This is a genomic window from Pseudomonas sp. YA1 (assembly GCF_058680555.1).
Genome location: NZ_JBZWBG010000028.1, coordinates 65,622 through 88,839 on the forward strand (window position 1 = coordinate 65,622; position 23,218 = coordinate 88,839).

The following is a 23,218-nucleotide window of genomic DNA, read 5'->3' on the forward strand; positions in this document are numbered from 1 at the left end:
TCGCAAGCTAAATCGATCCAGCCCTGAGCAAGCTTACCCAATCGAAAGGCGCCGCAGCGTTCGTTCTCAGCGAAAACGGTTTTCGCCTGGACGCGCTACCGGGAAGGCCGCCGGGGCTTTTACCCTGTAGTCGCGACTCGTCGCTCCGTGGCCGACCGCACCTGCCCGCCCCCGTAGGCGGCCACGGATTTCCTTGCGCCTTCTAGACTGGAAGCGAACCCGCCGCATCAACCCCGAACGAGAAACCAGCATGTCGAGTCGCTTCATCGCCGCCTGGTCCGCGGCCAACCGTTGCCTGGAGGTGCGGGGCCGGGCATGGAAGGGCTGAAACTCTACGCCCGCTTGCTCTGGCGGCCGCCGCGGGAAACCCTGCTGTTCGCCCTGCGCACCGTCGCCGCCGGGCTGCTGACCCTCTACCTGGCCTTCCTCTTCGACCTGGAGCAGCCGAAGTGGGCGCTGATGACCGTGGTCATCGTCAGCCAGCCGCTGGCCGGGATGGCTCTCAAGCGCAGCTTCGCCCAGGTCGTCGGTACCTTCGCCGGCGCCGTGGTGGCGGTGCTGATCATGGCGCTGTTCGCCCAGCAACCGTTGCCGTTCTTCGTCGCCCTGGGACTCTGGCTGGCGCTCTGCACCGCCGGCGGCACCTTGCTGCGCTACACCGACTCGCACGCCTTCGTGCTCAGCGGCTTCACCGCGGTGATCGTCGCCGTGCTGTCGATTCCCGATCCGGAAAACACCTTCATGCTCGCCGTGGTGCGGGTCACCGAGACCCTGCTGGGCGTCGCCTGCGTGGCCCTGGTCAGCCTGCTCAGCGCGCGTCCGCAGGCGGTGGCGAAGGGCTACTTCGCCCAGGTCGATGGCCTGATCCGCAGTACCGCGCGGCACGCCGCGGCGGTGATCCGCGGCGACGAGGGCGACGAGTCGTTCAACCAGCGGCAGATGCAACTGGTCGCCAGCATCACCGCGCTGGACGGCCTGCGCCGGCACCTCTATTTCGACGCGCCGAACCTGCGCCGCGCCGATGGCCTGGTGCAGTTGCTGGGCAACCTGCTGGTGCTGATGGCCTCGCGGCTGTTGCTGCTGCGCCAGCATCGCCTGCTGGTGCGGGCGCACTGGGTCGGGCCGTTGCCGGCGGATATCCAGGCGCTGCTGGATCGTGCGTTGCGGGTGCTGGACGCGCTGGCCGAGCAGGGGCGGGCGGTACCCTCCGAGGTGCTGGAGGAGTTCCAGGCGGTGCGCCAGGCCTTCGATGCCGCGGCGACGCGCGCGGAGTCCTACGACGAGGCGTTGAGCCCGGCGCTGCGCCCGCAGGTGGCGATCCTGCGCTGGGAATACGCGCGGCTGTTCCAGCGTCTGGGCGAAGTGCTCGAACTCAACGATGCGATCCAGTCCGGCCGCCAGGCCAGCAGTTTCTACCGCCGTGGCCAGGCGCAGGCGCTGCACCTGGACTGGGCGCTGGCCTCGATGAACGCCGTGCGCGCTTTCGTCGCCTTGTCCTGCGCCGCCTGGCTGTGGATCACCAGCGCCTGGAACGGCGCCCTCAGCAGCCTGCTGCTGGTTGGCGTGATGTGCTCGCTGATGGCGACCTTCCCGCGTCCGCTGCTGGCGGCGCAGAACTTCCTGCGCGGGCTGCTGCTGGCGATCCTGATCTCGGCGGCGCTGCTGTTCGTGCTGTTGCCGGCATCCGCCGACTTCGAGTGGCTGGCGCTGTGGATGGCGTTGCTGCTGTACGTGGTCGCGGTCGGCCTGAGCAGCCCGCTGAGCGCCGGGATCGCCATGGGCATCGGCCTGGAGACCCTGCTGATGGTGGCGCCGCAGAATATCGCGGTCTACTACAGCAACGCTTCGCAGTGGTTCGAGTTCGTCGGCGGCTTCCTCGCCGCGGCGGTCCTCGCCGTGCTGGTGTTCGCCCTGGTCTATCCGTTCCGCGCCGACCCGCGCCTGCGCCGGCTGCTCTACCTGTCGCGCCAGGACGTCGCGGAAATGTCGCGCTGCGAGGCCAGCGAGGCGCAGCGCTTCGCCTTCGAGACGCGGATGATCGATCGCCTGGCGGTGATGGTCGGCCTGCTGCCGGCGAGCCAGGAGCCGGCTGCGGCGGAACGTTTCCAGTGCGCCCTGGGCTGCGTGGTGATGGGCGTGGCGTTGAATCGCCTGCGCGAGCCGCTGCATGACGCCGGGGTGGTGCCGCTGGAGTTGCAGCCGCTGCTGGGCGAGGCGCTGCGCGAGGTCGCCGCCTACATAGCCGGCGGCGCGGACGCCCCGCGGCAGGATCTCGCCCTGGCCGCCCTGCGGCGTTTCGGCAGGGGCCTGGAGGCCTTGCTGGCGCAGCCGTCGAAGGACCTCGGGGCGACGCGGCAGCGCTTCATCATGAATGTCGCGGTACTGATCCTGCAGCAGTCGCTGCAACGCTATCGGACGTTGCTGGAGGAGGACCGCGGCGCACCGGCGGTCGTCGAAGAACCAGAAGAGGAGGGCGGACATGCCCGCTGATGTCGAGATCGGGGGCGCCTACCTGCCGCCGATCGCCCAGGCGCTGCTGCTGGCCTGGCTGATCCTGCTGCTGCTCAACCCGCTGTTGCGGCGCTTCGGCGTGTTGCAGCGGGTCTGGCACGAAGCGCTGTTCCAGGGCGCGTTGTACTGCGCGATCTGCGCCGGTCTGATCCTGTGGATGGGGGAGATGTCCCGATGAACCTGTTGCAAGGCAAATGGCCGCGCCTGGCCACCCTGCTGGCGGTGCTGGTGGCGGCGGCACTGGTGTTCCTCGCCTGGGAACGCTACACCCGCACGCCGTGGACCCGTGACGCGCGGGTCCGCGCCGATGTGGTGACGCTGTCGGCGGACGTTTCCGGGCTGATCACCCGGTTGCCGCTGAGCGACAACCAGCCCGTGGAGAAGGGCGAGCTGCTGCTCAGCATCGACCCGGCGCGCTATGAACTGGCGGTGCTGCGCGCCGAGCGCGCGGTGAACGTGGCGCGGGCGGCGCTGGGCGAGTCGCGCGCGGCGATCGAGGCCAGCCAGGCCCAGTTGCGCCAGCGCCGCAGCGAGGCGCAGCGGCGCTCGGCATTGCAGAAGCGCTCGATGCTATCGGTGGAAGAGAACGAAAAGGCCCAGACCGACGTCAGCCTGGCCCAGGCCGAGTTGCTGAGGAACCAGGCCAGCCTCGGCCTGGCCCAGGCCAACGTGGAGCTTGCCGAAGCCGCCTTGCAGCAGGCCCGTCTCGACCTCGAACGTACCCAGGTACGCGCCCCGGTCAGCGGCTACGTGACCAACCTGCAGACCCGCGAAGGCGACTACGCCCACGCCGGGGTGCCATTGCTGGCGCTGGTGGACCGCGATTCGTTCTATGTCAGCGGATACTTCGAGGAGACCAAGTTGCCGGGCATCCGCGTCGGCAGCCGGGCGCGGGTGGAACTGATGAGCGGCGAGCGCTTCGACGGGCGCGTGCAGAGCATCGCCCATGCCATCACCGACCGGGAGAACGCCGAGGGCTCGCGCCTGCTGGCGAACATCAACCCGAGCTATACCTGGGTCAAGCTGGCCCAGCGAATTCCGGTGCGCATCGCCATCGATCCCGCCTATCGCCAGCGCAACACCTTGCGCGCCGGCGTGACCGCGACCATCCGGGTGCTGCCCGCGGAGGACACCGCGAAAGTCGATTCCGCGGCGCCCGGGACTGCCTTGCGGCCTTGAGTCAGGCCGAACCGGTCAGTCTGTGCCGGTCATGGCTCAGGGTTGTTCGCGGACGATTTCCGCCAGTTGCAGGATCAATCGCTCGTCAGCCTGGTTGCCGCTCTGCTGGCGGAATTGCCTGGCCTCCTCGCGGGCGCGCTGGAAGGCCGCATCGACGCTGGCCTGGCCATGGCTGTCGCGAATCCACAGGTAGAGGCCCATGACCAGGCTCTGCAGGGTGGCCAGGTCGCTGCTCTGGGCGTTCAGCGCATCGATGAGTTGCTGTTTGGAAAACGCTTGCATGGTTGATCTCCGATCAATGGCGCCGCAAGGGCGCGGTTCGCCCCGGCGGTCGCCGGGGTGCGCGGAGCATGTGGAAAGTGCGGAGAGGCTGGCCAGCTTAGGCCAAGTCATTCAAATGATTAGGGAATTTTCTGACTTTCAGTGACCTTTCGACTGTTTTCGACGGCGAGCGATCGCTACGCTTTCATCGAACCGTCACCAAACCGTCATGAAGACGCGCCTAGCATTCGCGGTATTTCGGCATGACGTGGAGAGCAGCGCATGGACTCCTATGGCGATACCTCGGGCCGCATCGGTCGCGACTGGCTCGATCGACACGACGAAGAGCTGGAGCAGGAACTGCTCGACGACGAGCTGAACCTGGACGAGCTGTTCGGTCCCGAGCAGGAGGATGCGCCCGGCGAATTGAGTCGGCGCCGCTATTTCCGCGAACTGTTCCGCCTGCAACGGGAACTGGTGAAACTGCAGAACTGGGTGGTGCACACCGGGCACAAGGTGGTGATTCTCTTCGAGGGACGCGACGCGGCGGGCAAGGGCGGCGTGATCAAGCGCATCACCCAGCGCCTCAACCCGCGGGTCTGCCGGGTCGCCGCGCTGCCCGCGCCGAACGACCGCGAGCAGACCCAGTGGTATTTCCAGCGCTACGTCTCGCACCTGCCGGCCGGCGGCGAGATCGTCCTGTTCGACCGCAGCTGGTACAACCGCGCCGGGGTCGAGCGGGTCATGGGTTTCTGCAACGACGAACAATACGAGGAATTCTTCCGCAGCGTGCCTGAGTTCGAAAAGATGCTGGCGCGCTCGGGCATCCAGTTGCTCAAGTACTGGTTCTCCATCTCCGACGCCGAGCAGCACCTGCGCTTCCTCAGCCGTATCCACGATCCGCTCAAGCAGTGGAAGCTCAGCCCGATGGACCTGGAGTCGCGGCGGCGCTGGGAGGCCTACACCAAGGCCAAGGAAACCATGCTCGAACGCACCCACATCCCCGAGGCGCCCTGGTGGGTGGTACAGGCCGATGACAAGAAGCGCGCGCGGCTGAACTGCATCCACCACCTGTTGCAGCAGATGCCCTACCGGGAAGTTCCGCAGCCGCCGGTACACCTGCCGGAGCGCCTGCGCCACGCCGATTACGTCAGGCATCCGACGCCCGGCGAGATCATCGTGCCGGAAGTCTATTGATGGCCGTTCGGCCGGACGCCGGGCTGGACGGGTAAATTCGCGGCGGGATGCGACGTTACTCAGGCAAGCCCCACGAGTAGCCGGCCATGCTTCCGTCCCCAGCCTCCAGCCTGTCGTTTCCGTCGCCCCTCGAGCGCCACGAGGCCGATCCATATGCCCGCTGCGACAGGCAGCGGCCTGCGTGCAACGAGTCGCACGGGCCGGCGCAGGAGCGTCCTGAACCTGTCGCGACCTGCGCATTCATCGAGGAGGAGCGCCGGCGTGGCGATCCCACGGGCTTGCTTTACGCCCTTGGGCCGCGGGAGCGGGGAGAGCCGGAGCGGGTGGCGGAGTGGTTGGCGGCGCTGGTCCACCATTTCTACCTGGACGGTCCCGTTGAGCCGCCGAGGACAACGCTGGGAAAGGCGCGCTGCGAAACCGCGTCGGGCCTTTGCCGCTGCTGCGGCCAACCCTTCGATTTTCGCCACAAGCGCGCGGCGCTGTTGCTGCTGGGAACCCATTTCGCCGCCAGGGCCGAGGCGCAGGCGGCGTCGGTGCGCCGCTACCGGCGCTGAGGAATGCTCGCCGCCGTCAGCGGCGGGCGCTGAGATGGGTGACGTTGTCGCCCTGGCGCTCGGCGGTGACCTTGCGGCAGTGCACCAGGGCGTCGCGGATCATGAAGTTGACCAGGGTCGGCGAGACGCCCAGTTCCTTGGCGATGTCCTTCTGCGGCACGCCGTGCAGGCGGTACATCTCGAAGGCGTAGCGGGTGCGCTTGGGCAGCTCGGTGAGGGCATCCGCGATGTGTTCGAGGGTCGCGTAGTTGATGTGCGAGGTTTCCGGCGAGGCGCCCTGGATCACCACGTTCAGGCCTTCTTCCTCCGGCCCCGAGTATTTCTGTTCGAGCGCCTGCTTGCGGTAGTGGTCGATGGCCAGGTTGCGGACGATCTGGAACAGGTAGCTGAGCTGTGCCTTGAACGACGAAGTGATCTGCGGCGCCGACTGGAGCCTGAAGAACGCATCCTGGACCACATCTTCGGCTCGCGAGCGGCAACCGGTAATGCGGGCGGCGATCTTCACCAGGATCGTACGGTTATCGACGAATGCCTGGAGGAGCGGGGTATCGCATCTGCGGGTAGACAGTTGTTCCGACATGGAAATCACCTTGCTGCGGAGGGGGCTGCAGAGCACTGGCGGTGGGGTAAGACCCACACATGGCGCAACAAATTATGTTGAATGATAATGATTGTCAATTACGAAGAAATAACCAATCTCACCTTTATTCGTGAATGGTCCGCATGCTGGCAAATAGCCGCTGCGAATGATGGAGGGGAGAAATTCTTCGGCGTTTCAGAAGGATGGCCGCGCCAATGTTGCAGTCATGCGTCGCAGACGAAATTTTTTTAATAATCTTTAGGAATCAGCTAGTTAGAAATCGGTATTGACCGCCTCGCCGCTCCTGCCGGCGTTCCGCGCAAGAACTGCGCGAAGGCGCTGCGGCAACCGTCCCCGGCTGCTCCATGGCGTACATCGCTATCGCCGATGCGGCGATAGCGCCGGGCACAACCCATCAGAATGGATAGGGGTTGGCGTCCTTTCGCGCAATGCTCCGCGGTTGCCCGGAGATTGCGGTTACATGCGCTAATTATTTGCCGTTGTTATCCGTTCCCCTCTGTGACAGCGCGGGCAGGTGCCCGGCGCCCCGGCGTGCGCAGCAGGAGACGGAAATGCCGATCGATCATGGGAAAGCGCTCTGCCCCGGACGAGGGCCACGACAGCGGCGCAAGGAGGTCGGCAGGTGAGCCCGGCCGTTTCCCTGCAATTGTTCTGCCTGCCTTATTCGGGGGCCAGCGCCACGCTGTTCCGCCGCTGGCAGCCCAGCCTGCCGGGCTGGATCCGCTTGTTGCCCCTGGAATTGCCGGGGCGCGGCCTCCGCTTCGGCGAGGCCCTGCATACCGATGCCGCCAGCCTGGTCGCGCAATTGGCCGGCGAGCTGCAAGGCACCCTCGACAGCGCTTCTCCCTACGCCTTCTTCGGCCACAGCCTGGGCGGGCTGCTGGCCTTCGAACTGGCCCATGCCATGCGTCGGCGCGGCCTCGAAGGGCCGCTGGCGCTATTCCTCTCCGGTGTATCCCCGCCCGCCGAAAACGATGTCAGCGGCTACCGGCGCGCCAAGGCCGACGCCGAACTGGTTGCCGCGTTGCGCGACTACCGGGGTACTCCGGAGGCCGTCCTCAACGATCCGTCGCTGATGCAGATGCTGTTGCCAGTGGTGCGAGCGGACTTTCTCGTCACCGGCAGCTACCGCTACCAGGCGCATGGGCCGCTGGACGCGGCGCTGCACCTGTTCGGCGGACGCGAGGACAGCCTGCGCAGCGCCGAGTTGCTCGGCTGGCTGCATGAGGCCGGGGGCGACTTCACCCTCGACCTGCTCGACGGGCAGCACTTTTTCATCCGCGAACAGCAGGGGCAGTTGCTGCGCCTGCTGCGTCGCTACGCCGGCCAGCATCTGCTGCGCTGGCACAAGGACAAGGTCCGGGGAAGCATGCGCGCCGCCAGTTGAGGGGCGGCCGCGACGACTGTTTCCGGAGACTCACTAGAACTCGATTGCAAGCCGAATTCAGGCAGGAAAACACATGATGGACGCCTTCGAACTTCCCACCACCCTGGTCCAGGCCCTGCGTCGCCGCGCCGTCCAGGAGCCCGAGCGCCTGGCGCTGCGCTTCCTCGCCGAGGACGATGGCGAAGGCGTGGTCCTCAGCTATCGCGATCTCGACCTGCGCGCGCGGAGCATCGCCGCGGCCCTGCAGGCCCATGCGCAGCTGGGCGATCGCGCGGTGCTGCTGTTTCCCAGCGGCCCCGACTACGTCGCGGCGTTCTTCGGTTGCCTGTATGCCGGGGTCATCGCGGTGCCGGCCTATCCGCCGGAGTCGGCGCGCCGCCATCACCAGGAACGCCTGTTGTCGATCATCGCCGACGCCGAGCCGCGCCTGGTCCTGACCACCGCTGACCTGCGCGAGCCATTGCTGCAGATGAACGCGCAACTGTCCGCCGCCAACGCCCCGCAACTGCTCTGCGTCGACCAGTTGGACCCGGCCGTTGCCGAGGCCTGGGACGAGCCGCAAGTGCGTCCCGAGCACATCGCCTTCCTCCAGTACACCTCCGGTTCAACCGCATTGCCCAAGGGCGTGCAGGTCAGCCATGGCAACCTGGTCGCCAACGAGGTGCTGATCCGCCGAGGCTTCGGCATCGGTGCCGACGACGTGATCGTCAGCTGGCTGCCGCTGTACCACGACATGGGCCTGATCGGCGGCCTGCTGCAACCGATCTTCAGCGGCGTACCCTGCGTGCTGATGTCGCCGCGCTACTTCCTCGAACGTCCGGTGCGCTGGCTGGAAGCCATCAGCCAGTACGGCGGCACCGTCAGCGGCGGTCCCGATTTCGCCTACCGGCTGTGCAGCGAGCGGGTCGCCGAGTCGGCCCTGCAGCGTCTCGACCTGAGCGGCTGGCGGGTAGCCTTCTCCGGTTCCGAGCCGATCCGCCAGGACAGCCTGGAACGCTTCGCCGAGAAATTCGCCGCCAGCCGCTTCGACGCGTCCAGTTTCTTCGCCTGCTACGGCCTCGCCGAGGCGACCCTGTTCGTCACCGGCGGCCAGCGCGGCCAGGGCATTCCCGCCCTGGCGGTGGATGGCGAGGCGCTGGCGCGCAACCGCATCGCCGAAGGCGCAGGCAGCGTGCTGATGTGCTGCGGCCGCAGCCAGCCGGAACACGCCGTGCTGATCGTCGACGCGGCGAGCGGCGAGGTTCTCGGCGACGACAACGTCGGCGAGATCTGGGCCGCCGGACCGAGCATCGCCCACGGCTACTGGCGCAACCCGGAAGCCTCGGCGAAGACCTTCGTCGAGCGTGACGGGCGCACCTGGCTGCGCACCGGCGATCTTGGTTTCCTCCGCGACGGCGAACTGTTCGTCACCGGGCGCCTGAAGGACATGCTCATCGTCCGCGGCCACAACCTCTATCCGCAGGACATCGAGCGCACCGTCGAGAGCGAGGTGCCGTCGGCGCGCAAGGGCAGGGTCGCGGCCTTCGCGGTCACGGTCGATGGCGAGGAAGGTATCGGCATTGCCGCCGAGATCGGTCGCGGCGTCCAGAAGTCGGTGCCGGCCCAGGAGCTGATCGACTCGATCCGCCAGGCTGTGGCCGAGGCCTACCAGGAAGCGCCGAAGGTGGTGGCGCTGCTCAATCCCGGCGCCTTGCCGAAAACATCCAGCGGCAAGCTGCAACGTTCCGCCTGCCGCCTGCGCCTGGAAGACGGCAGCCTGGACAGCTATGCGCTGTTTCCCGGCCTCCAGGCCGTGCAGGAGGCGCAGCCGCCGGCAGGCGACGACGAACTGCTGGCACGCATCGGCGAGATCTGGAAGGCCCGGCTGGGCGTGGCGCAGGTAGCGCCGCGCGATCACTTCTTCCTGCTTGGCGGCAATTCCATCGGCGCCGCCCAGGTGGTCGCCCAGGTGCGCGACAGTCTCGGCGTTGCCCTCGACCTGCGCCAACTGTTCGAGGCGCCGACCCTGCAGGCCTTCAGCGCCACGGTGGCCCGCCAACTGGCCGCCGGCCTGCCGGCCGAGGCACCGATGGCGCACCTGCCGCGCGGTGTCGACCTGCCGCAGTCGGCGGCGCAGCAGCGTCTCTGGCTGACCTGGCAGATCGATCCGCAGAGCGCCGCCTACAACATCCCCGGCGGCCTGCGCCTGCGCGGCGAGCTGGACGAAGCGGCGCTGCGCGCCAGCTTCCAGCGCCTGGTCGAACGCCACGAAGCGCTGCGCACGCGTTTCCTCGAGCGCGACGGCGCGGCCTTGCAGCGTATCGACGAGCGGGGCGAGTTCGCCTGGCAGTTCGTCGACCTCGCCGCGCTGGCCGAGCACGAACGCGCCGCGGCTGCCGCGCAGCGCCGCGAAGCCGAGGCGCAGCAGCCGTTCGACCTGGAAAAGGGGCCGCTGCTGCGGATCAGCCTGGTGCGCCTGGACGAACAGGAGCACCAGCTCTGGGTCACCCTGCATCACATCGTCGCCGATGGTTGGTCGCTGAACCTGCTGCTCGACGAATTCTCGCGGCTCTACGCCGAAGCCTGCGGTGGCCAGCCGGCCGACCTGGCGCCGCTGGAACTGCACTACGCCGAATTCGCCGCCTGGCAACGGCAGTGGCTGGACGCGGGCGAGGGCGCCCGCCAACTGGCCTACTGGCGGGAGCGCCTGGGCGACGCGGCGCCGGTGCTGGAACTGGCCACCGACCATCCGCGCACGGCGCGCCAGGCGTCGCCGGCCGCGCGCTACAGCCTGCGGGTCGACGAAGCCCTGGCGCGGGCTATCCGCGAGGCCGCGCTGGACCATGAGGCGAGTGTCTTCATGTGGCTGCTGGCGGCGTTCCAGGCGCTGCTGCATCGCCACAGCGGGCAGGGCGAGATCCGCATCGGCGTGCCCAGCGCCAACCGCCAGCGCCTGGAAACCCAGGGGCTGGTCGGCTTCTTCATCAACACCCTGGTCCTGCGCGGCACGCCCCGGGCGCGCCAGCCGTTCGCCGCATTGCTCGGCGAGGCTCGCGAGGCGACCCTCGGCGCCCAGGCCAACCAGGACCTGCCGTTCGACCAGGTGCTCGCGGCCTGCGGCCAGGGCGGCCAGTTGTTCCAGGTGCTGTTCAACCACCAGCAGCGCGACCTGTCGGCGTTGCGCCGGCTGCCTGGCCTGCTCGCCGACGAGCTGCCCTGGCACAGCCGCGAAGCCAAGTTCGACCTGCAACTGCAGAGCGAGGAGGACGCTCGCGGTCGCCTGACCCTGAATTTCGACTACGCCGCGGACCTCTTCGACGAGGCCAGTATCCGGCGTTTCGCCGCGCAATACCTGGAGTTGCTGCGCCAGGTCGCGGAAGACCCGCAGCGCTGCCTCGGCGATATCGCCCTGGTCGACGCCGAGCAGGCGGCGCGCCTCGCCGAATGGGGCAGCGCGCCCTGCGAGCCGGCGCGCGCCTGGCTGCCGGAGCTGCTGGAGCGGCAACTGGCGCAGTCCGCCGAACGCGTCGCCCTGGAGTGGGACGGCGGCAGCCTCGGCTACGCCGAACTGCACGCCCGGGCCAACCGCCTGGCCCACTACCTGCGCGACAAGGGCGTCGGCCCGGACGTGCGGGTAGCGATCTGCGCCGAGCGTTCGCCGCAACTGCTGGTCGGTCTGCTGGCGATCGTCAAGGCGGGCGGCGCCTACGTGCCGCTGGACCCGGACTACCCCAGCGAACGCCTGGCCTACATGCTCGCCGACAGCGGCGTCGAGTTGCTACTGACCCAGGCCCATCTGTTCGAGCGCCTGCCTGGCGCGGAGGGCGTCACGCCGATCTGCCTGGACAGCCTCAAGCTCGACAACTGGCCGAGCCAGGCACCGGGCCTGCACCTGCACGGCGACAATCTCGCCTACGTCATCTACACCTCCGGTTCCACCGGCCAGCCGAAGGGCGTGGGCAATACCCACGCGGCGCTGGCCGAGCGCCTGCAATGGATGCAGGCGACCTACGCCCTCGACGGCGACGACGTGCTGATGCAGAAGGCGCCGGTGAGCTTCGACGTGTCGGTGTGGGAGTGCTTCTGGCCGCTGGTCACCGGTTGCCGGCTGGTCCTCGCCGCCCCCGGCGAGCACCGCGATCCGGCGCGCCTGGTGGAACTGGTGCGGCAGTTCGGGGTGACCACGCTGCACTTCGTGCCGCCGCTGCTGCAACTGTTCATCGACGAACCCGGCGTCGCCGCCTGCGGCAGCCTGCGCCGCTTGTTCTCCGGCGGCGAGGCGCTTCCGGCGGAGCTGCGCAACCGCGTGTTGCAACGCCTGCCGGCGGTGGCCCTGCATAACCGCTACGGACCGACCGAGACCGCCATCAACGTCACCCACTGGCAATGCCGCGCGGAAGACGGCGAGCGTTCGCCGATCGGCCGACCGCTGGGCAACGTGGTCTGCCGCGTACTGGACGCCGAGTTCAACCTGCTGCCGGCCGGCGTCGCCGGCGAGCTGTGCATCGGCGGCCTGGGCCTGGCCCGTGGCTACCTGGGGCGCCCGGCGCTGAGCGCCGAGCGCTTCGTCGCCGATCCGTTCTCGGCCGACGGCGAGCGCCTGTACCGCACCGGCGACCGCGCGCGCTGGAACGCCGACGGCGTGCTGGAATACCTCGGCCGCCTCGACCAGCAGGTCAAGCTGCGTGGCTTCCGCATCGAGCCGGAGGAGATCCAGGCACGCCTGCTGGCGCAGCCGGGGGTGGCCCAGGCGGTGGTGGTGATCCGCGAAGGCGTGGCCGGCAGCCAGTTGGTCGGCTACTACACCGGGGCTGCCGGCGCCGAGGCGGAAGCCGAGCAGAACCAGCGTCTGCGCGCCGCGCTACAGGCCGAACTGCCGGAATACATGGTTCCGGCACAGTTGATGCGCCTGGCGCAGATGCCCCTTGGCCCGAGCGGCAAGCTGGATACGCGGGCGCTGCCGGAGCCGGTCTGGCAGCAGCGCGAGCACGTCGAGCCGCGGACCGAGCTGCAACGGCGCATTGCCGCGATCTGGAGCGAAGTGCTCGGCCTGCCGCGGGTCGGCCTGCGCGACGATTTCTTCGAACTCGGCGGGCATTCCCTGCTGGCCACCCGCATCGTCTCGCGCACACGCCAGGCCTGCGACGTCGAACTGCCGTTGCGCGCGCTGTTCGAGGCCAGCGAACTGGAGGCCTTCTGCGAACAGGTCCGCGCAGCCCAGGCTGCCGGACGTACCGACAGCCACGGCGCGATCCGCCGCATCGACCGCGAGCAGCCGGTGCCGCTGTCCTACTCGCAGCAGCGCATGTGGTTCCTCTGGCAACTGGAGCCGGACAGCCCGGCCTATAACGTCGGCGGCCTGGCGCGCCTGAGCGGGCCGCTGGACGTGGCGCGCTTCGAGGCCGCGCTACAGGCCCTGGTGCAGCGCCACGAGACCCTGCGCACCACGTTCCCCAGCGTCGACGGCGTGCCGGTACAGCGCGTACATAGCGATGGCGGCCTGCACATGGACTGGCAGGACTTCTCCGCGCTCGACCGCGACAGTCGCCAGCAGCACCTGCAGACCCTCGCCGACAGCGAGGCGCACCGGCCCTTCGATCTTGAGAGCGGGCCGTTGCTGCGGGTCTGCATGGTGAAGATGGCCGAGCGCGAGCACTACCTGGTGGTGACCCTGCACCACATCGTCACCGAAGGCTGGGCGATGGACATCTTCGCCCGCGAACTGGGCGCGCTCTACGAGGCCTTCCTCGACGACCGCGAATCGCCGCTGGAGCCGTTGCCGGTCCAGTACCTGGACTACAGCGTGTGGCAGCGCGAGTGGCTGGAGAGCGGCGAGCGCCAGCGCCAGCTCGACTACTGGAAGGCCCAGCTGGGCAACGAGCATCCGCTGCTCGAACTGCCGGGCGACCGGCCACGCCCGCCGGTGCAGAGCCACCAGGGCGACCTCTACCGCTTCGACCTGAGCCCCGAGCTGGCTGAGCGCGTGCGCCGCTTCAACGCCGCCCGCGGACTGACCATGTTCATGACCATGACCGCCACCCTTGCGGCCTTGCTCTACCGCTACAGCGGCCAGCAGGACCTGCGCATCGGCGCGCCGGTGGCGAACCGCATCCGCCCGGAGAGCGAAGGGCTGATCGGCGCCTTCCTCAATACCCAGGTGCTGCGCTGCCGGCTCGACGGACAGATGAGCGTCGGTGAGCTGCTGGAGCAGGTGCGGCAGACCGTGATCGATGGCCAGTCGCACCAGGACCTGCCGTTCGACCACCTGGTGGAAGCCCTGCAACCGCCGCGCAGCGCCGCCTACAACCCGTTGTTCCAGGTGATGTGCAACGTCCAGCGCTGGGAGTTCCAGCAGACCCGGCAACTGGCCGGGATGACGGTCGAGTACATCGCCAACGATGCGCGGGCGACCAAGTTCGACCTCAACCTGGAGGTCACCGACCTCGACCAGCGCCTCGGCTGCTGCCTGACCTACAGCCGCGACCTGTTCGACGAACCGCGCATCGCGCGGATGGCCGGACACTGGCAGAACCTGCTGGAGGCGCTGCTGGGCGACCCGCAGCGGCGCATTGCCGAATTGCCGCTGTTCGCCGCCGAGGAGCGGAAGCAACTGCTGCTCGCCGGCACGGCTGGCGAGGCAGGGCTCCAGGACACCCTCCATGGCCTGTTCGCCGCCCGCGTGGCGGCCAGCCCCCAGGCCCCGGCGCTGACCTTCGCCGGACAGACCCTGAGCTATGCCGAACTCGACGCCCGCTCCAACCGCCTGGCGCGCGTCCTGCGCAGTCATGGCGTCGGCCCGGAAGTGCGGGTCGGCCTGGCCCTGGAGCGTTCGCTGGAGATGGTCGTCGGCCTGCTGGCGATCCTCAAGGCCGGCGGCGCCTACGTGCCGCTGGACCCGGAATATCCGCTGGAGCGCCTGCAATACATGATCGAGGACAGCGGCGTACGCCTGCTGCTCAGCCACGCGGCGCTGTTCGAGGCCCTCGGCGAGCTGCCGGCGGGCGTGGCGCGCTGGTGCCTCGAGGAGGACGGCCCGGCGCTGGACGCCGAAGACCCCGCGCCGCTGGCAGCGCTGAGCGGGCCGCAGCACCAGGCCTACCTGATCTATACCTCCGGCTCCACCGGCAAGCCGAAGGGCGTGGCGGTCTCCCACGGCGAGATCGCCATGCACTGCGCCGCGGTGATCGAGCGCTTCGGCATGCGCGCCGAGGATTGCGAACTGCACTTCTATTCGATCAACTTCGACGCCGCCAGCGAGCGCCTGCTGGCCCCGTTGCTGTGCGGTGCCCGCGTGGTGCTGCGGGCCCAGGGCCAGTGGGGCGCGGAGGAAATCTGCGAGCTGATCCGCGCGGAGGGCGTGAGCATCCTCGGCTTCACCCCGAGCTACGGCAGCCAGCTCGCCCAGTGGCTGGAGAGCCAGGGCCGGCAGTTGCCGGTGCGCATGTGCATCACCGGCGGCGAGGCGCTGACCGGCGAGCACCTGCAGCGGATTCGCCAGGCCTTCGCCCCGGCGTCGTTCTTCAATGCCTACGGACCGACCGAGACGGTGGTCATGCCGCTGGCCTGCCTGGCTCCCGAACGCCTGGAGGAGGGCGCCGCCAGCGTGCCGATCGGCAGCGTGGTCGGTGCGCGGGTCGCCTACATCCTGGATGCCGACCTGGCCCTGGTGCCGCAGGGCGCGACCGGCGAACTCTACGTCGGCGGCGCCGGCCTGGCGCGCGGCTACCATGAGCGTCCGGCGCTCAGCGCCGAGCGCTTCGTGCCCGATCCCTTCGCTGCCGAGGGCGGCCGCCTGTACCGCACCGGCGACCTGGTGCGCCTGTGCGACAACGGCCAGGTGGAATATGTCGGCCGCATCGACCACCAGGTGAAGATCCGCGGCTTCCGCATCGAACTGGGCGAGATCGAGGCGCGCCTGCTGGAGCATCCGCAGGTTCGCGAAGCGCTGGTCCTGGCGCTCGACAGCCCGAGTGGCAAGCAGTTGGCCGGTTATGTCGCCAGCGCGGTGGCCGAGCAGGACGAGGACGCCCAGGCGGCGCTGCGCGAGGCGCTGAAAACGCACCTCAAGCAGCAATTGCCGGACTACATGGTGCCGGCCCACCTGCTGTTGCTCGCCAGCCTGCCGCTGACCGCCAACGGCAAGCTCGACCGCCGCGCGCTGCCGGCACCCGACCCGGCGCTCAACCGGCAGGCCTACGAGGCCCCGCGCAGCCTGCTGGAGCAGCAACTGGCCGGGGTCTGGCGCGAGGTGCTGAACGTCGAGCGGGTAGGCCTCGGCGACAACTTCTTCGAACTGGGCGGCGATTCGATCCTGTCGATCCAGGTGGTCAGCCGCGCCCGCCAGCTCGGCATCCACTTCAGCCCCCGCGACCTGTTCCAGCACCAGACCGTGCAGAGCCTCGCCTCGGTGGCCCGGCACAGCCAGGCCAGCCAGGCCGAGCAGGGGCCGGTGCAGGGCGACAGCGCGCTGACGCCGATCCAGCACTGGTTCTTCGACCTGCCGCTGGCGCGCCGCGAACACTGGAACCAGTCGCTGCTGTTGCAGCCGCGGCAGGCCCTCGACCTCGGCCTGCTGCGCAAGTCCCTGCAACGCCTGGTCGAACAGCATGACGCCCTGCGCCTGGCGTTCCGCCAGGTCGACGGCGAGTGGCTGGCGCAGCATCGTCCGCTGCGCGAACAGGAACTGCTCTGGCACGTCCCGGTGCAATCCTTCGACGAATGCGCCGAGCTGTTCGCCAAGGCCCAGCGCAGCCTCGACCTCGAACAGGGGCCGCTGCTGCGCGCGGTGCTGGTGGACGGCCCGGCCGGCGAGCAACGCCTGCTGCTGGCGATCCACCACCTGGTGGTGGACGGGGTGTCCTGGCGGGTGCTGCTGGAGGACCTGCAACAGGTCTACCTTCAGTTCGCCGAGGGCGCCGAACCGGCGTTGCCGGCCAAGACCAGCGCCTTCTGCGACTGGGCCGGACGCCTGCAGGCCTACGCCGGCAGCGAATCGCTGCGCGAAGAGCTGGGCTGGTGGCAAGCCCGGCTGGGCGGGCAGTCGGCCGAGTGGCCATGCGACCGCCCGCAGGGCGACAACCGCGAGGCGCTGGCGGAAAGTGTCAGCCTGCGGCTTGACCCGCAACGTACCCGGCAATTGCTGCAACAGGCGCCGGCGGCCTACCGCACCCAGGTCAACGACCTGCTGCTGACCGCCCTCGCTCGCGTGCTCTGCCGCTGGAGCGGGCAGCCGTCGATGCTGGTGCAGTTGGAAGGGCATGGCCGCGAGGCGCTGTTCGACGATATCGACCTGACCCGCAGCGTCGGCTGGTTCACCAGCGCCTACCCGTTGCGCCTGACCCCGGCGCAGAGCCCGGGCGAGTCGATCAAGGCGATCAAGGAACAGCTCCGCGCGGTGCCGCACAAAGGCCTCGGCTACGGCGTGCTGCGCTACCTCGCCGATCCGGCGGTGCGCCAGGCGATGGCCGCGCTGCCGACGGCGCCGATCACCTTCAACTACCTCGGCCAGTTCGACCAGAGCTTCGCCGACGCCCTGTTCCAGCCGCTGGACCAGCCCACCGGGCCGATCCACGACGAGCAGGCGCCGTTGCCCAACGAGCTGAGCGTCGATGGCCAGGTCTACGGCGGTGAGCTGGTGCTGCGCTGGACCTACAGCCGCGAGCGCTACGACGCGCGGACGGTGAACGAGCTGGCGCAGGCCTATCTCGCCGAACTGCAGGCGCTGATCGAGCATTGCCTGGAAGACGGCGCCGGCGGCCTGACCCCGTCCGACTTCCCGCTGGCGCAACTGAGCCAGGCGCAACTGGACGCCCTGGCGGTGCCGGCCGGCGAGATCGAGGACGTCTATCCGCTGACCCCGATGCAGGAAGGGTTGCTGTTGCACACCCTGTTGGAACCGGGCACCGGCATCTACTACATGCAGGACCGCTACCGGATCGACAGCCCGCTCGATCCCGAGCGCTTCGCCGCCGCCTGGCAGGCGGTGGTGGCCCGCCACGAGGCGCTGCGCGCGTCGTTCGTCTGGAATGCCGGCGAAACGATGTTGCAGGTGATCCACAAGCCCGGTCGCACCCGCATCGAGTTCCTCGACTGGAGCGAACTGCCGGAGGACGGCCACGAGGAGCGCCTGCAAGCGCTGCACAAGCGCGAGCGCGAGGCCGGCTTCGATTTGCTCGAACAGCCGCCGTTCCACCTGCGCCTGATCCGCCTGGGCGAGGCGCGCTACTGGTTCATGATGAGCAACCACCACATCCTCATCGATGCCTGGTGCCGTGGCCTGCTGATGAACGACTTCTTCGAGATCTACAGTGCCCTCGGCGAAGGCCGCCCGGCGAACCTGCCGACGCCGCCGCGCTACCGCGACTACATCGCCTGGCTGCAACGCCAGGACCTGGAGCAATCGCGCCGCTGGTGGAGCGAGAGCCTGCGCGGCTTCGAGCGGCCGACCCTGGTACCCAGCGACCGACCGTTCCTCCGCGAGCACGCCGGCGAGAGCGGCGGGATGATCGTCGGTGACCGCTACACGCGTCTGGACGCCGCCGACGGCGCGCGCCTGCGCGAACTGGCGCAGCGCTACCAGCTCACCGTCAACACCTTCGCCCAGGCCGCCTGGGCGCTGACCCTGCGCCGCTTCAGCGGCGAGCGCGACGTGCTGTTCGGCGTCACCGTGGCCGGGCGCCCGGTGGGCATGCCGGAAATGCAGCGCACCGTCGGCCTGTTCATCAACAGCATCCCATTGCGCGTGCAGATGCCGGCCGCCGGCCAGCGCTGCACGGTGCGCGAATGGCTGAACCGGCTGTTCGAGCGCAACCTGGAGTTGCGCGAGCACGAGCACCTGCCCCTGGTGGCCATCCAGGAAAGCAGTGAGCTGCCCAAGGGCCAGCCGCTGTTCGACAGCCTGTTCGTGTTCGAGAACGCCCCGGTGGAAGTCTCGGTGCTGGACCGCGCGCAGAGCCTGAACGCCAGTTCCGACTCCGGGCGTACCCACACCAACTTCCCGTTGACCGTGGTCTGCTATCCGGGCGATGACCTCGGCCTGCACCTGTCCTACGACCAGCGCTACTTCGAGGCGCCGACCGTCGAGCGCCTGCTCGGCGAGTTCAAGCGCCTGCTGCTGGCCCTGGCCGACGGTTTCCATGGCGAACTGGAGGCCTTGCCGCTGCTCGGCGAGGACGAGCGCGACTTCCTCCTTGACGGCTGCAACCGCAGCGCCCGCGACTACCCGCTGGAGCAAGGCTACGTGCGGCTGTTCGAGGCGCAGGTGGCGGCCCATCCGCAGCGCATCGCCGCCAGTTGCCTGGAGCAGCGCTGGAGCTACGCCGAGCTGAACCGCCGGGCCAACCGTCTCGGCCACGCCCTGCGCGCCGCCGGCGTCGGCATCGACCAGCCGGTGGCACTGCTGGCCGAGCGCGGCCTCGACCTGCTCGGCATGATCGTCGGCAGCTTCAAGGCCGGTGCCGGCTACCTGCCGCTCGACCCCGGCCATCCGACCCAGCGCCTGACCCGGATCGTCGAGCTGAGCCGCACGCCGGTGCTGGTCTGCACCCAGGCCTGCCGCGAGCAGGCGCTGGCGCTGTTCGACGAACTCGGCTGCGTCGACCGGCCGCGCCTGCTGGTGTGGGACGAGATCCAGCAGGGCGAGGGCGCCGAGCATGATCCGGAGGTCTACAGCGGGCCGCAGAACCTCGCCTACGTGATCTACACCTCCGGCTCCACCGGACTGCCGAAGGGCGTGATGGTGGAGCAGGCGGGCATGCTCAACAACCAGTTGAGCAAGGTCCCGTACCTGGAACTGGATGAGAACGACGTGATCGCCCAGACCGCCTCGCAGAGCTTCGACATCTCGGTCTGGCAGTTCCTTGCCGCGCCGTTGTTCGGCGCCCGCGTGGCGATCGTACCGAACGCCATCGCCCACGATCCGCAGGGCCTGCTGGCGCACGTCGGCGAACAGGGCATCACGGTGCTGGAAAGCGTGCCGTCGCTGATCCAGGGCATGCTCGCCGAAGAGCGCCAGGCCCTCGACGGCCTGCGCTGGATGTTGCCCACCGGCGAGGCGATGCCGCCGGAACTGGCGCGCCAGTGGCTCAAGCGCTACCCGCGGATCGGCCTGGTGAATGCCTACGGGCCGGCGGAGTGTTCCGACGACGTGGCGTTCTTCCGCGTCGACCTGGCCTCCACCGAGAGCACCTACCTGCCGATCGGCAGTCCCACCGACAACAACCGCCTGTACCTGCTCGGCGCCGGCGCCGACGACGCCTTCGAACTGGTGCCGCTGGGCGCGGTGGGCGAGCTGTGCGTGGCCGGCACCGGCGTCGGTCGTGGCTACGTCGGCGACCCGCTGCGCACCGCCCAGGCCTTCGTCCCGCATCCGTTCGGCGCGCCGGGCGAGCGTCTGTACCGTACCGGCGACCTGGCGCGGCGGCGCGCCGACGGGGTGCTGGAATATGTCGGGCGGATCGACCATCAGGTGAAGATCCGCGGCTTCCGCATCGAGCTGGGCGAGATCGAGGCGCGCCTGCACGAACGCGCCGACGTCCGCGAGGCGGCGGTGGCGGTCCAGGAAGGGGCGAACGGCAAGTATCTGGTGGGCTACCTGGTTCCCGGCGAGACACCGCGTTCCAGCGCCGACTCGCCGGCCGGACTGATGGTGGAGCAGGGCGCCTGGTTCGAGCGGATCAAGCAGCAACTGCGCGCCGACCTGCCGGACTACATGGTGCCGCTGCACTGGCTGGTGCTGGACCGGATGCCGCTCAACGCCAACGGCAAGCTCGATCGCAAGGCGCTGCCGGCGCTGGACATCGGCCAGATGCAGAACCAGGCCTACCAGGCCCCGCGCAACGAACTGGAGGAAACCCTGGCACGGATCTGGGCCGAGGTGCTGAAGGTCGAGCGGGTCGGGGTGTTCGACAACTTCTTCGAACTCGGCGGGCATTCGCTGCTGGCCACCCAGATCGCCTCGCGGGTGCAGAAGGCCCTGCAACGCAACGTGCCGCTACGGGCGATGTTCGAATGCACCACGGTGGAAGAGCTGGCCAGCTACATCGAGTCCCTGGCCCCGAGCGAGATCAGCGAGCAGAAGGCCGAGCGCCTGAACGACCTGATGTCGAAGCTGGAAATGCTCTGAGGCACGCGCCCCGCCACAGGCCGGATACCTGTGCGGGGCGCGTGGCGGAAAGGCATGAAAAAGGCCCGCCGAAGACGCCCGGGCGTCCTTGGCGGGCCTTTCTACAAATTCGTTCTAGGCAAACCAGCCCTCTGACCTTGAGGGAGAGGGGCGTTCGGAGCGGCGAACCCGCCCGCTAGGCGAGCGTAGCTCCTACAGGGGACGGTCCGGCCGGGAGTCGCGCAGCGTTCGCTTGCGCGGCTTCTCCTTGGTTTCACGACGCATCTTGCGAGGCTGACGGAGGCCCGTCAGGTCCTGGCTGCCCTGGTCATCCGTGTAGAGATCGTCCAGAAGGTTTCGCGTTATCTTCATGCCAGCGGTTTCGTGCTGTCCGTGGGAAAGGAGAGGCTAGGCCCGAGTCGTTGCTCTATTGTTAATGGATGGCGCCGCGCCGCTTAAGCTGGCAGAACTGACAGGCCCCGCCCAACACGACGCCAGAGCGGCGCCTACAGCGGGCGCAACTTGCTCAACCAGCGTCGCCAACCCAGTTGCACCATGGGCTCGCCCTGGCGTTCGAGGAGGTCGGGCATCTCGCTGAAATTCACCCAGAGCTTGCCCTGCCAGTCGAGCATGTGCACCACCTGGCGCTCCCAGCGTAACTTGACGTAGCGCGGCATGCCGCTGTCGTCGGTGGCACTGCGCAACTCCGGCACCACCTCGCCGCTGAGCCAGCGGCGTAATTCGCCGCCATCGCCGCGCTGCTGGTAGATCAGCGCGGCATACGCGCCGGACTCGCTGATCAGCCACTGCGCCTGGTCTTCGCCACGTTCGGAACGCAACGACTCGCGGCGCGCCTGGTCGTCGTCCAGGCGGGCGAGCATCTGTTCGGGCTGGCTGTGTTCGATGAGCCGGGCGAAGTCGTCGAGGACGAACCAGGCCTGGTCGTCGATCAGCAGCGCGCGCAGCAATCGCTGCTGTCGGAAGAAGTAGTGCGGGGCAAGCTGGGTATGGCCGTGCATAGGAGAAATCCTTCTCTGAGCTGTCCGCTGCCTGGCTTCTGCCGGCGCGGCAGGGAGACAGGCCGCTCGTGGGTGTTGGGCCAGCAGGCTGTGGCCTGCCGGGAACCGAAGTCGCCGGCGAAAAAAGCCTACTGACAGCGCCTGTAGGACGGCAATGGCTAAGCCTTGTACGAAGTCTCCGATGGCACAAGCCCGCTGAACAGCTAGGCCTATGAGGGTAGGCTCTTGTCCACTGTCTATATGGCGGTGAACTGCTCGCAGCCGAACCCGTTCCCTGAGCATTTCCTGGTTATCTGCGTGGCACTGGGCTGGCCCGGAAAACCTATAGCCATTTGGTGGAAAACAGGAGCGGCGGGTTTTTCCCTGCCAGAAACCCTCTTTTTTCGAGGTCTCGTAACTTGCTGATTTATAAGGGCGTAAGAAATCGTCCGAAAAAAGGGTCGGAAGCTTCGGGCAATTGGCGGCCGTTTCGCGAGGACCGGGACGGCGATCAAGCGTGCCGTTCGGGCGCGAAAGGTCCTGTGATGGGCGATGCCGCAAAGCCCCCGGCCAGGCCGGGGGCGTCGCGCCGGGAAGCGGCGCTACAGGCTCGGGTGGCCCGCCTCGATTTCGGACAAGGCATCGCTGAGCAGCGACAGCAACGCACCGTTGATGTAGGCCAGGGTGCCGCCGGGCTCTTCTTTCTCATCGAGCAAACGGGTCATGGCCAGGATGTTGATCGCCGACCTCAAGCGCACTTTCGCGTTGTCGAACAAGTGCGTGGGGAGTGCATGGGTGTCCACGTACAGGGTGGCGCTACGCGGACACATGTCGGCCTGGGAGGTGGGTAGCAGCGGGACGAAGCGGGGGGACGATTCTGTTACCTCGGGGTTGGACGTATCATTCGGCTTAGCCATGGGTCAGCTCCTATAAGCTGGTTTGTGGTTAGCGGGTCGTAGGTGTTCCACCACCTGCGGCCCGCGTCTTTTTTGCCCTCAGAAAATAGAGGGCAGTGCCGTTCGGTCCTGTCCCTGCGGGATGGATTTGCCGGCCCCTCCATCATCCTCCTACTGGGTTTTTATCCAATTCCCGGGCTTCTGAGAGAGCCTGCGGAAATGTCCGGGGGAGCTGTCCGGCGTTTCCAGGGCCTGTAGGGCGAATACCGCCACAGGCGGTATCCGCCGATACCCCGGATAAGCGGCGGATAACCGCGAGCGGTTATTCGCCCTACGGAGTTGGGACGCTGTCCGGCGTTTCCGGGGTGCGTAGGGCAAATAACGCCATGGGCGTTATCCGCCGATGTCGCGGATAAGCGGCGGATAACCGCGATCGGTTATTCGTATATGGACCCCTCCCGGTTTGCCAGTGTTTGTCTTGATTTCAAACCTGTGTACGACTGCATCCGTATATCCGGCTTCATGGAGTGGTGTTGCAACTCCCGAGCCCTGA

General features: G+C 68.2%; 11 protein-coding genes. 7 read left to right on the top strand and 4 right to left on the bottom strand.

Annotated features, from left to right (window positions below; genetic code table 11):
- Nucleotides 1–315 precede the first annotated feature (315 nt).
- From AC4OR5_RS29180 to AC4OR5_RS29190, 3 genes are read left to right on the top strand one after another with little or no spacing between them, the layout of a single operon-like run.
- Nucleotides 316–2,490 carry an FUSC family protein gene (locus tag AC4OR5_RS29180; protein WP_014603847.1) on the top strand — a complete coding sequence of 725 codons (2,175 nt, stop codon included), beginning with the start codon at nucleotides 316–318 and terminating at the stop codon, nucleotides 2,488–2,490.
- Complete coding sequence (locus AC4OR5_RS29185; RefSeq protein WP_003102972.1) at nucleotides 2,480–2,689, top strand: DUF1656 domain-containing protein; 210 nt, start codon at nucleotides 2,480–2,482, stop codon at nucleotides 2,687–2,689. The genes AC4OR5_RS29180 and AC4OR5_RS29185 overlap by 11 nt, the downstream gene beginning before the upstream one ends.
- The gene (locus AC4OR5_RS29190) at nucleotides 2,686–3,690 is read left to right on the top strand and encodes an HlyD family secretion protein (protein WP_003116902.1); all 1,005 of its coding nucleotides are present in this window, start codon (nucleotides 2,686–2,688) and stop codon (nucleotides 3,688–3,690) included. The genes AC4OR5_RS29185 and AC4OR5_RS29190 overlap by 4 nt, the downstream gene beginning before the upstream one ends.
- 36 nt (nucleotides 3,691–3,726) lie before the next feature.
- Here AC4OR5_RS29190 and AC4OR5_RS29195 read toward each other — a convergent pair whose 3' ends face one another.
- Entirely contained in the window at nucleotides 3,727–3,972 is a 246-nt protein-coding gene (locus AC4OR5_RS29195; RefSeq protein WP_003089668.1) for a hypothetical protein, read from the bottom strand.
- 261 nt (nucleotides 3,973–4,233) lie between these two features.
- Here AC4OR5_RS29195 and ppk2 point away from each other — a divergent pair, with 261 nt between their 5' ends.
- Together ppk2 and AC4OR5_RS29205 are read left to right on the top strand one after the other, a co-directional pair.
- A complete protein-coding gene (gene ppk2 / locus AC4OR5_RS29200; RefSeq protein WP_003089666.1) occupies nucleotides 4,234–5,148 on the top strand; it encodes a polyphosphate kinase 2 in 915 nt (304 codons plus the stop codon).
- Nucleotides 5,149–5,234: 86 nt separating this feature from the next.
- Nucleotides 5,235–5,702 (top strand): hypothetical protein, encoded by a 468-nt coding sequence (locus AC4OR5_RS29205; RefSeq protein WP_034029350.1) that lies wholly within the window; start codon nucleotides 5,235–5,237, stop codon nucleotides 5,700–5,702.
- Between the two features lie 16 nt (nucleotides 5,703–5,718).
- On the opposite strand, the gene pvdS is transcribed toward AC4OR5_RS29205, so the two are convergent.
- Nucleotides 5,719–6,282 carry a pyoverdine signaling pathway sigma factor PvdS gene (gene pvdS, locus AC4OR5_RS29210; protein WP_003113068.1) on the bottom strand — a complete coding sequence of 188 codons (564 nt, stop codon included), beginning with the start codon at nucleotides 6,280–6,282 and terminating at the stop codon, nucleotides 5,719–5,721.
- Nucleotides 6,283–6,925: 643 nt separating this feature from the next.
- Here pvdS and pvdG point away from each other — a divergent pair.
- Complete coding sequence (pvdG, locus tag AC4OR5_RS29215; RefSeq protein ID WP_003116905.1) at nucleotides 6,926–7,690, top strand: pyoverdine biosynthesis thioesterase PvdG; 765 nt, start codon at nucleotides 6,926–6,928, stop codon at nucleotides 7,688–7,690.
- A 73-nt stretch (nucleotides 7,691–7,763) separates the two neighbouring features.
- The gene (gene pvdL, locus AC4OR5_RS29220; RefSeq protein ID WP_116271297.1) at nucleotides 7,764–20,792 is read left to right on the top strand and encodes a pyoverdine non-ribosomal peptide synthetase/polyketide synthase PvdL; all 13,029 of its coding nucleotides are present in this window, start codon (nucleotides 7,764–7,766) and stop codon (nucleotides 20,790–20,792) included.
- Between the two features lie 485 nt (nucleotides 20,793–21,277).
- Here pvdL and AC4OR5_RS29225 read toward each other — a convergent pair whose 3' ends face one another.
- Nucleotides 21,278–21,790, bottom strand: coding sequence for a BRO-N domain-containing protein (locus tag AC4OR5_RS29225; protein WP_004355475.1), 513 nt, complete (start codon nucleotides 21,788–21,790; stop codon nucleotides 21,278–21,280).
- Nucleotides 21,791–22,371: 581 nt separating this feature from the next.
- Complete coding sequence (locus AC4OR5_RS29230; RefSeq protein WP_003113065.1) at nucleotides 22,372–22,686, bottom strand: hypothetical protein; 315 nt, start codon at nucleotides 22,684–22,686, stop codon at nucleotides 22,372–22,374.
- Between the last annotated feature and the right edge of the window lie 532 nt (nucleotides 22,687–23,218).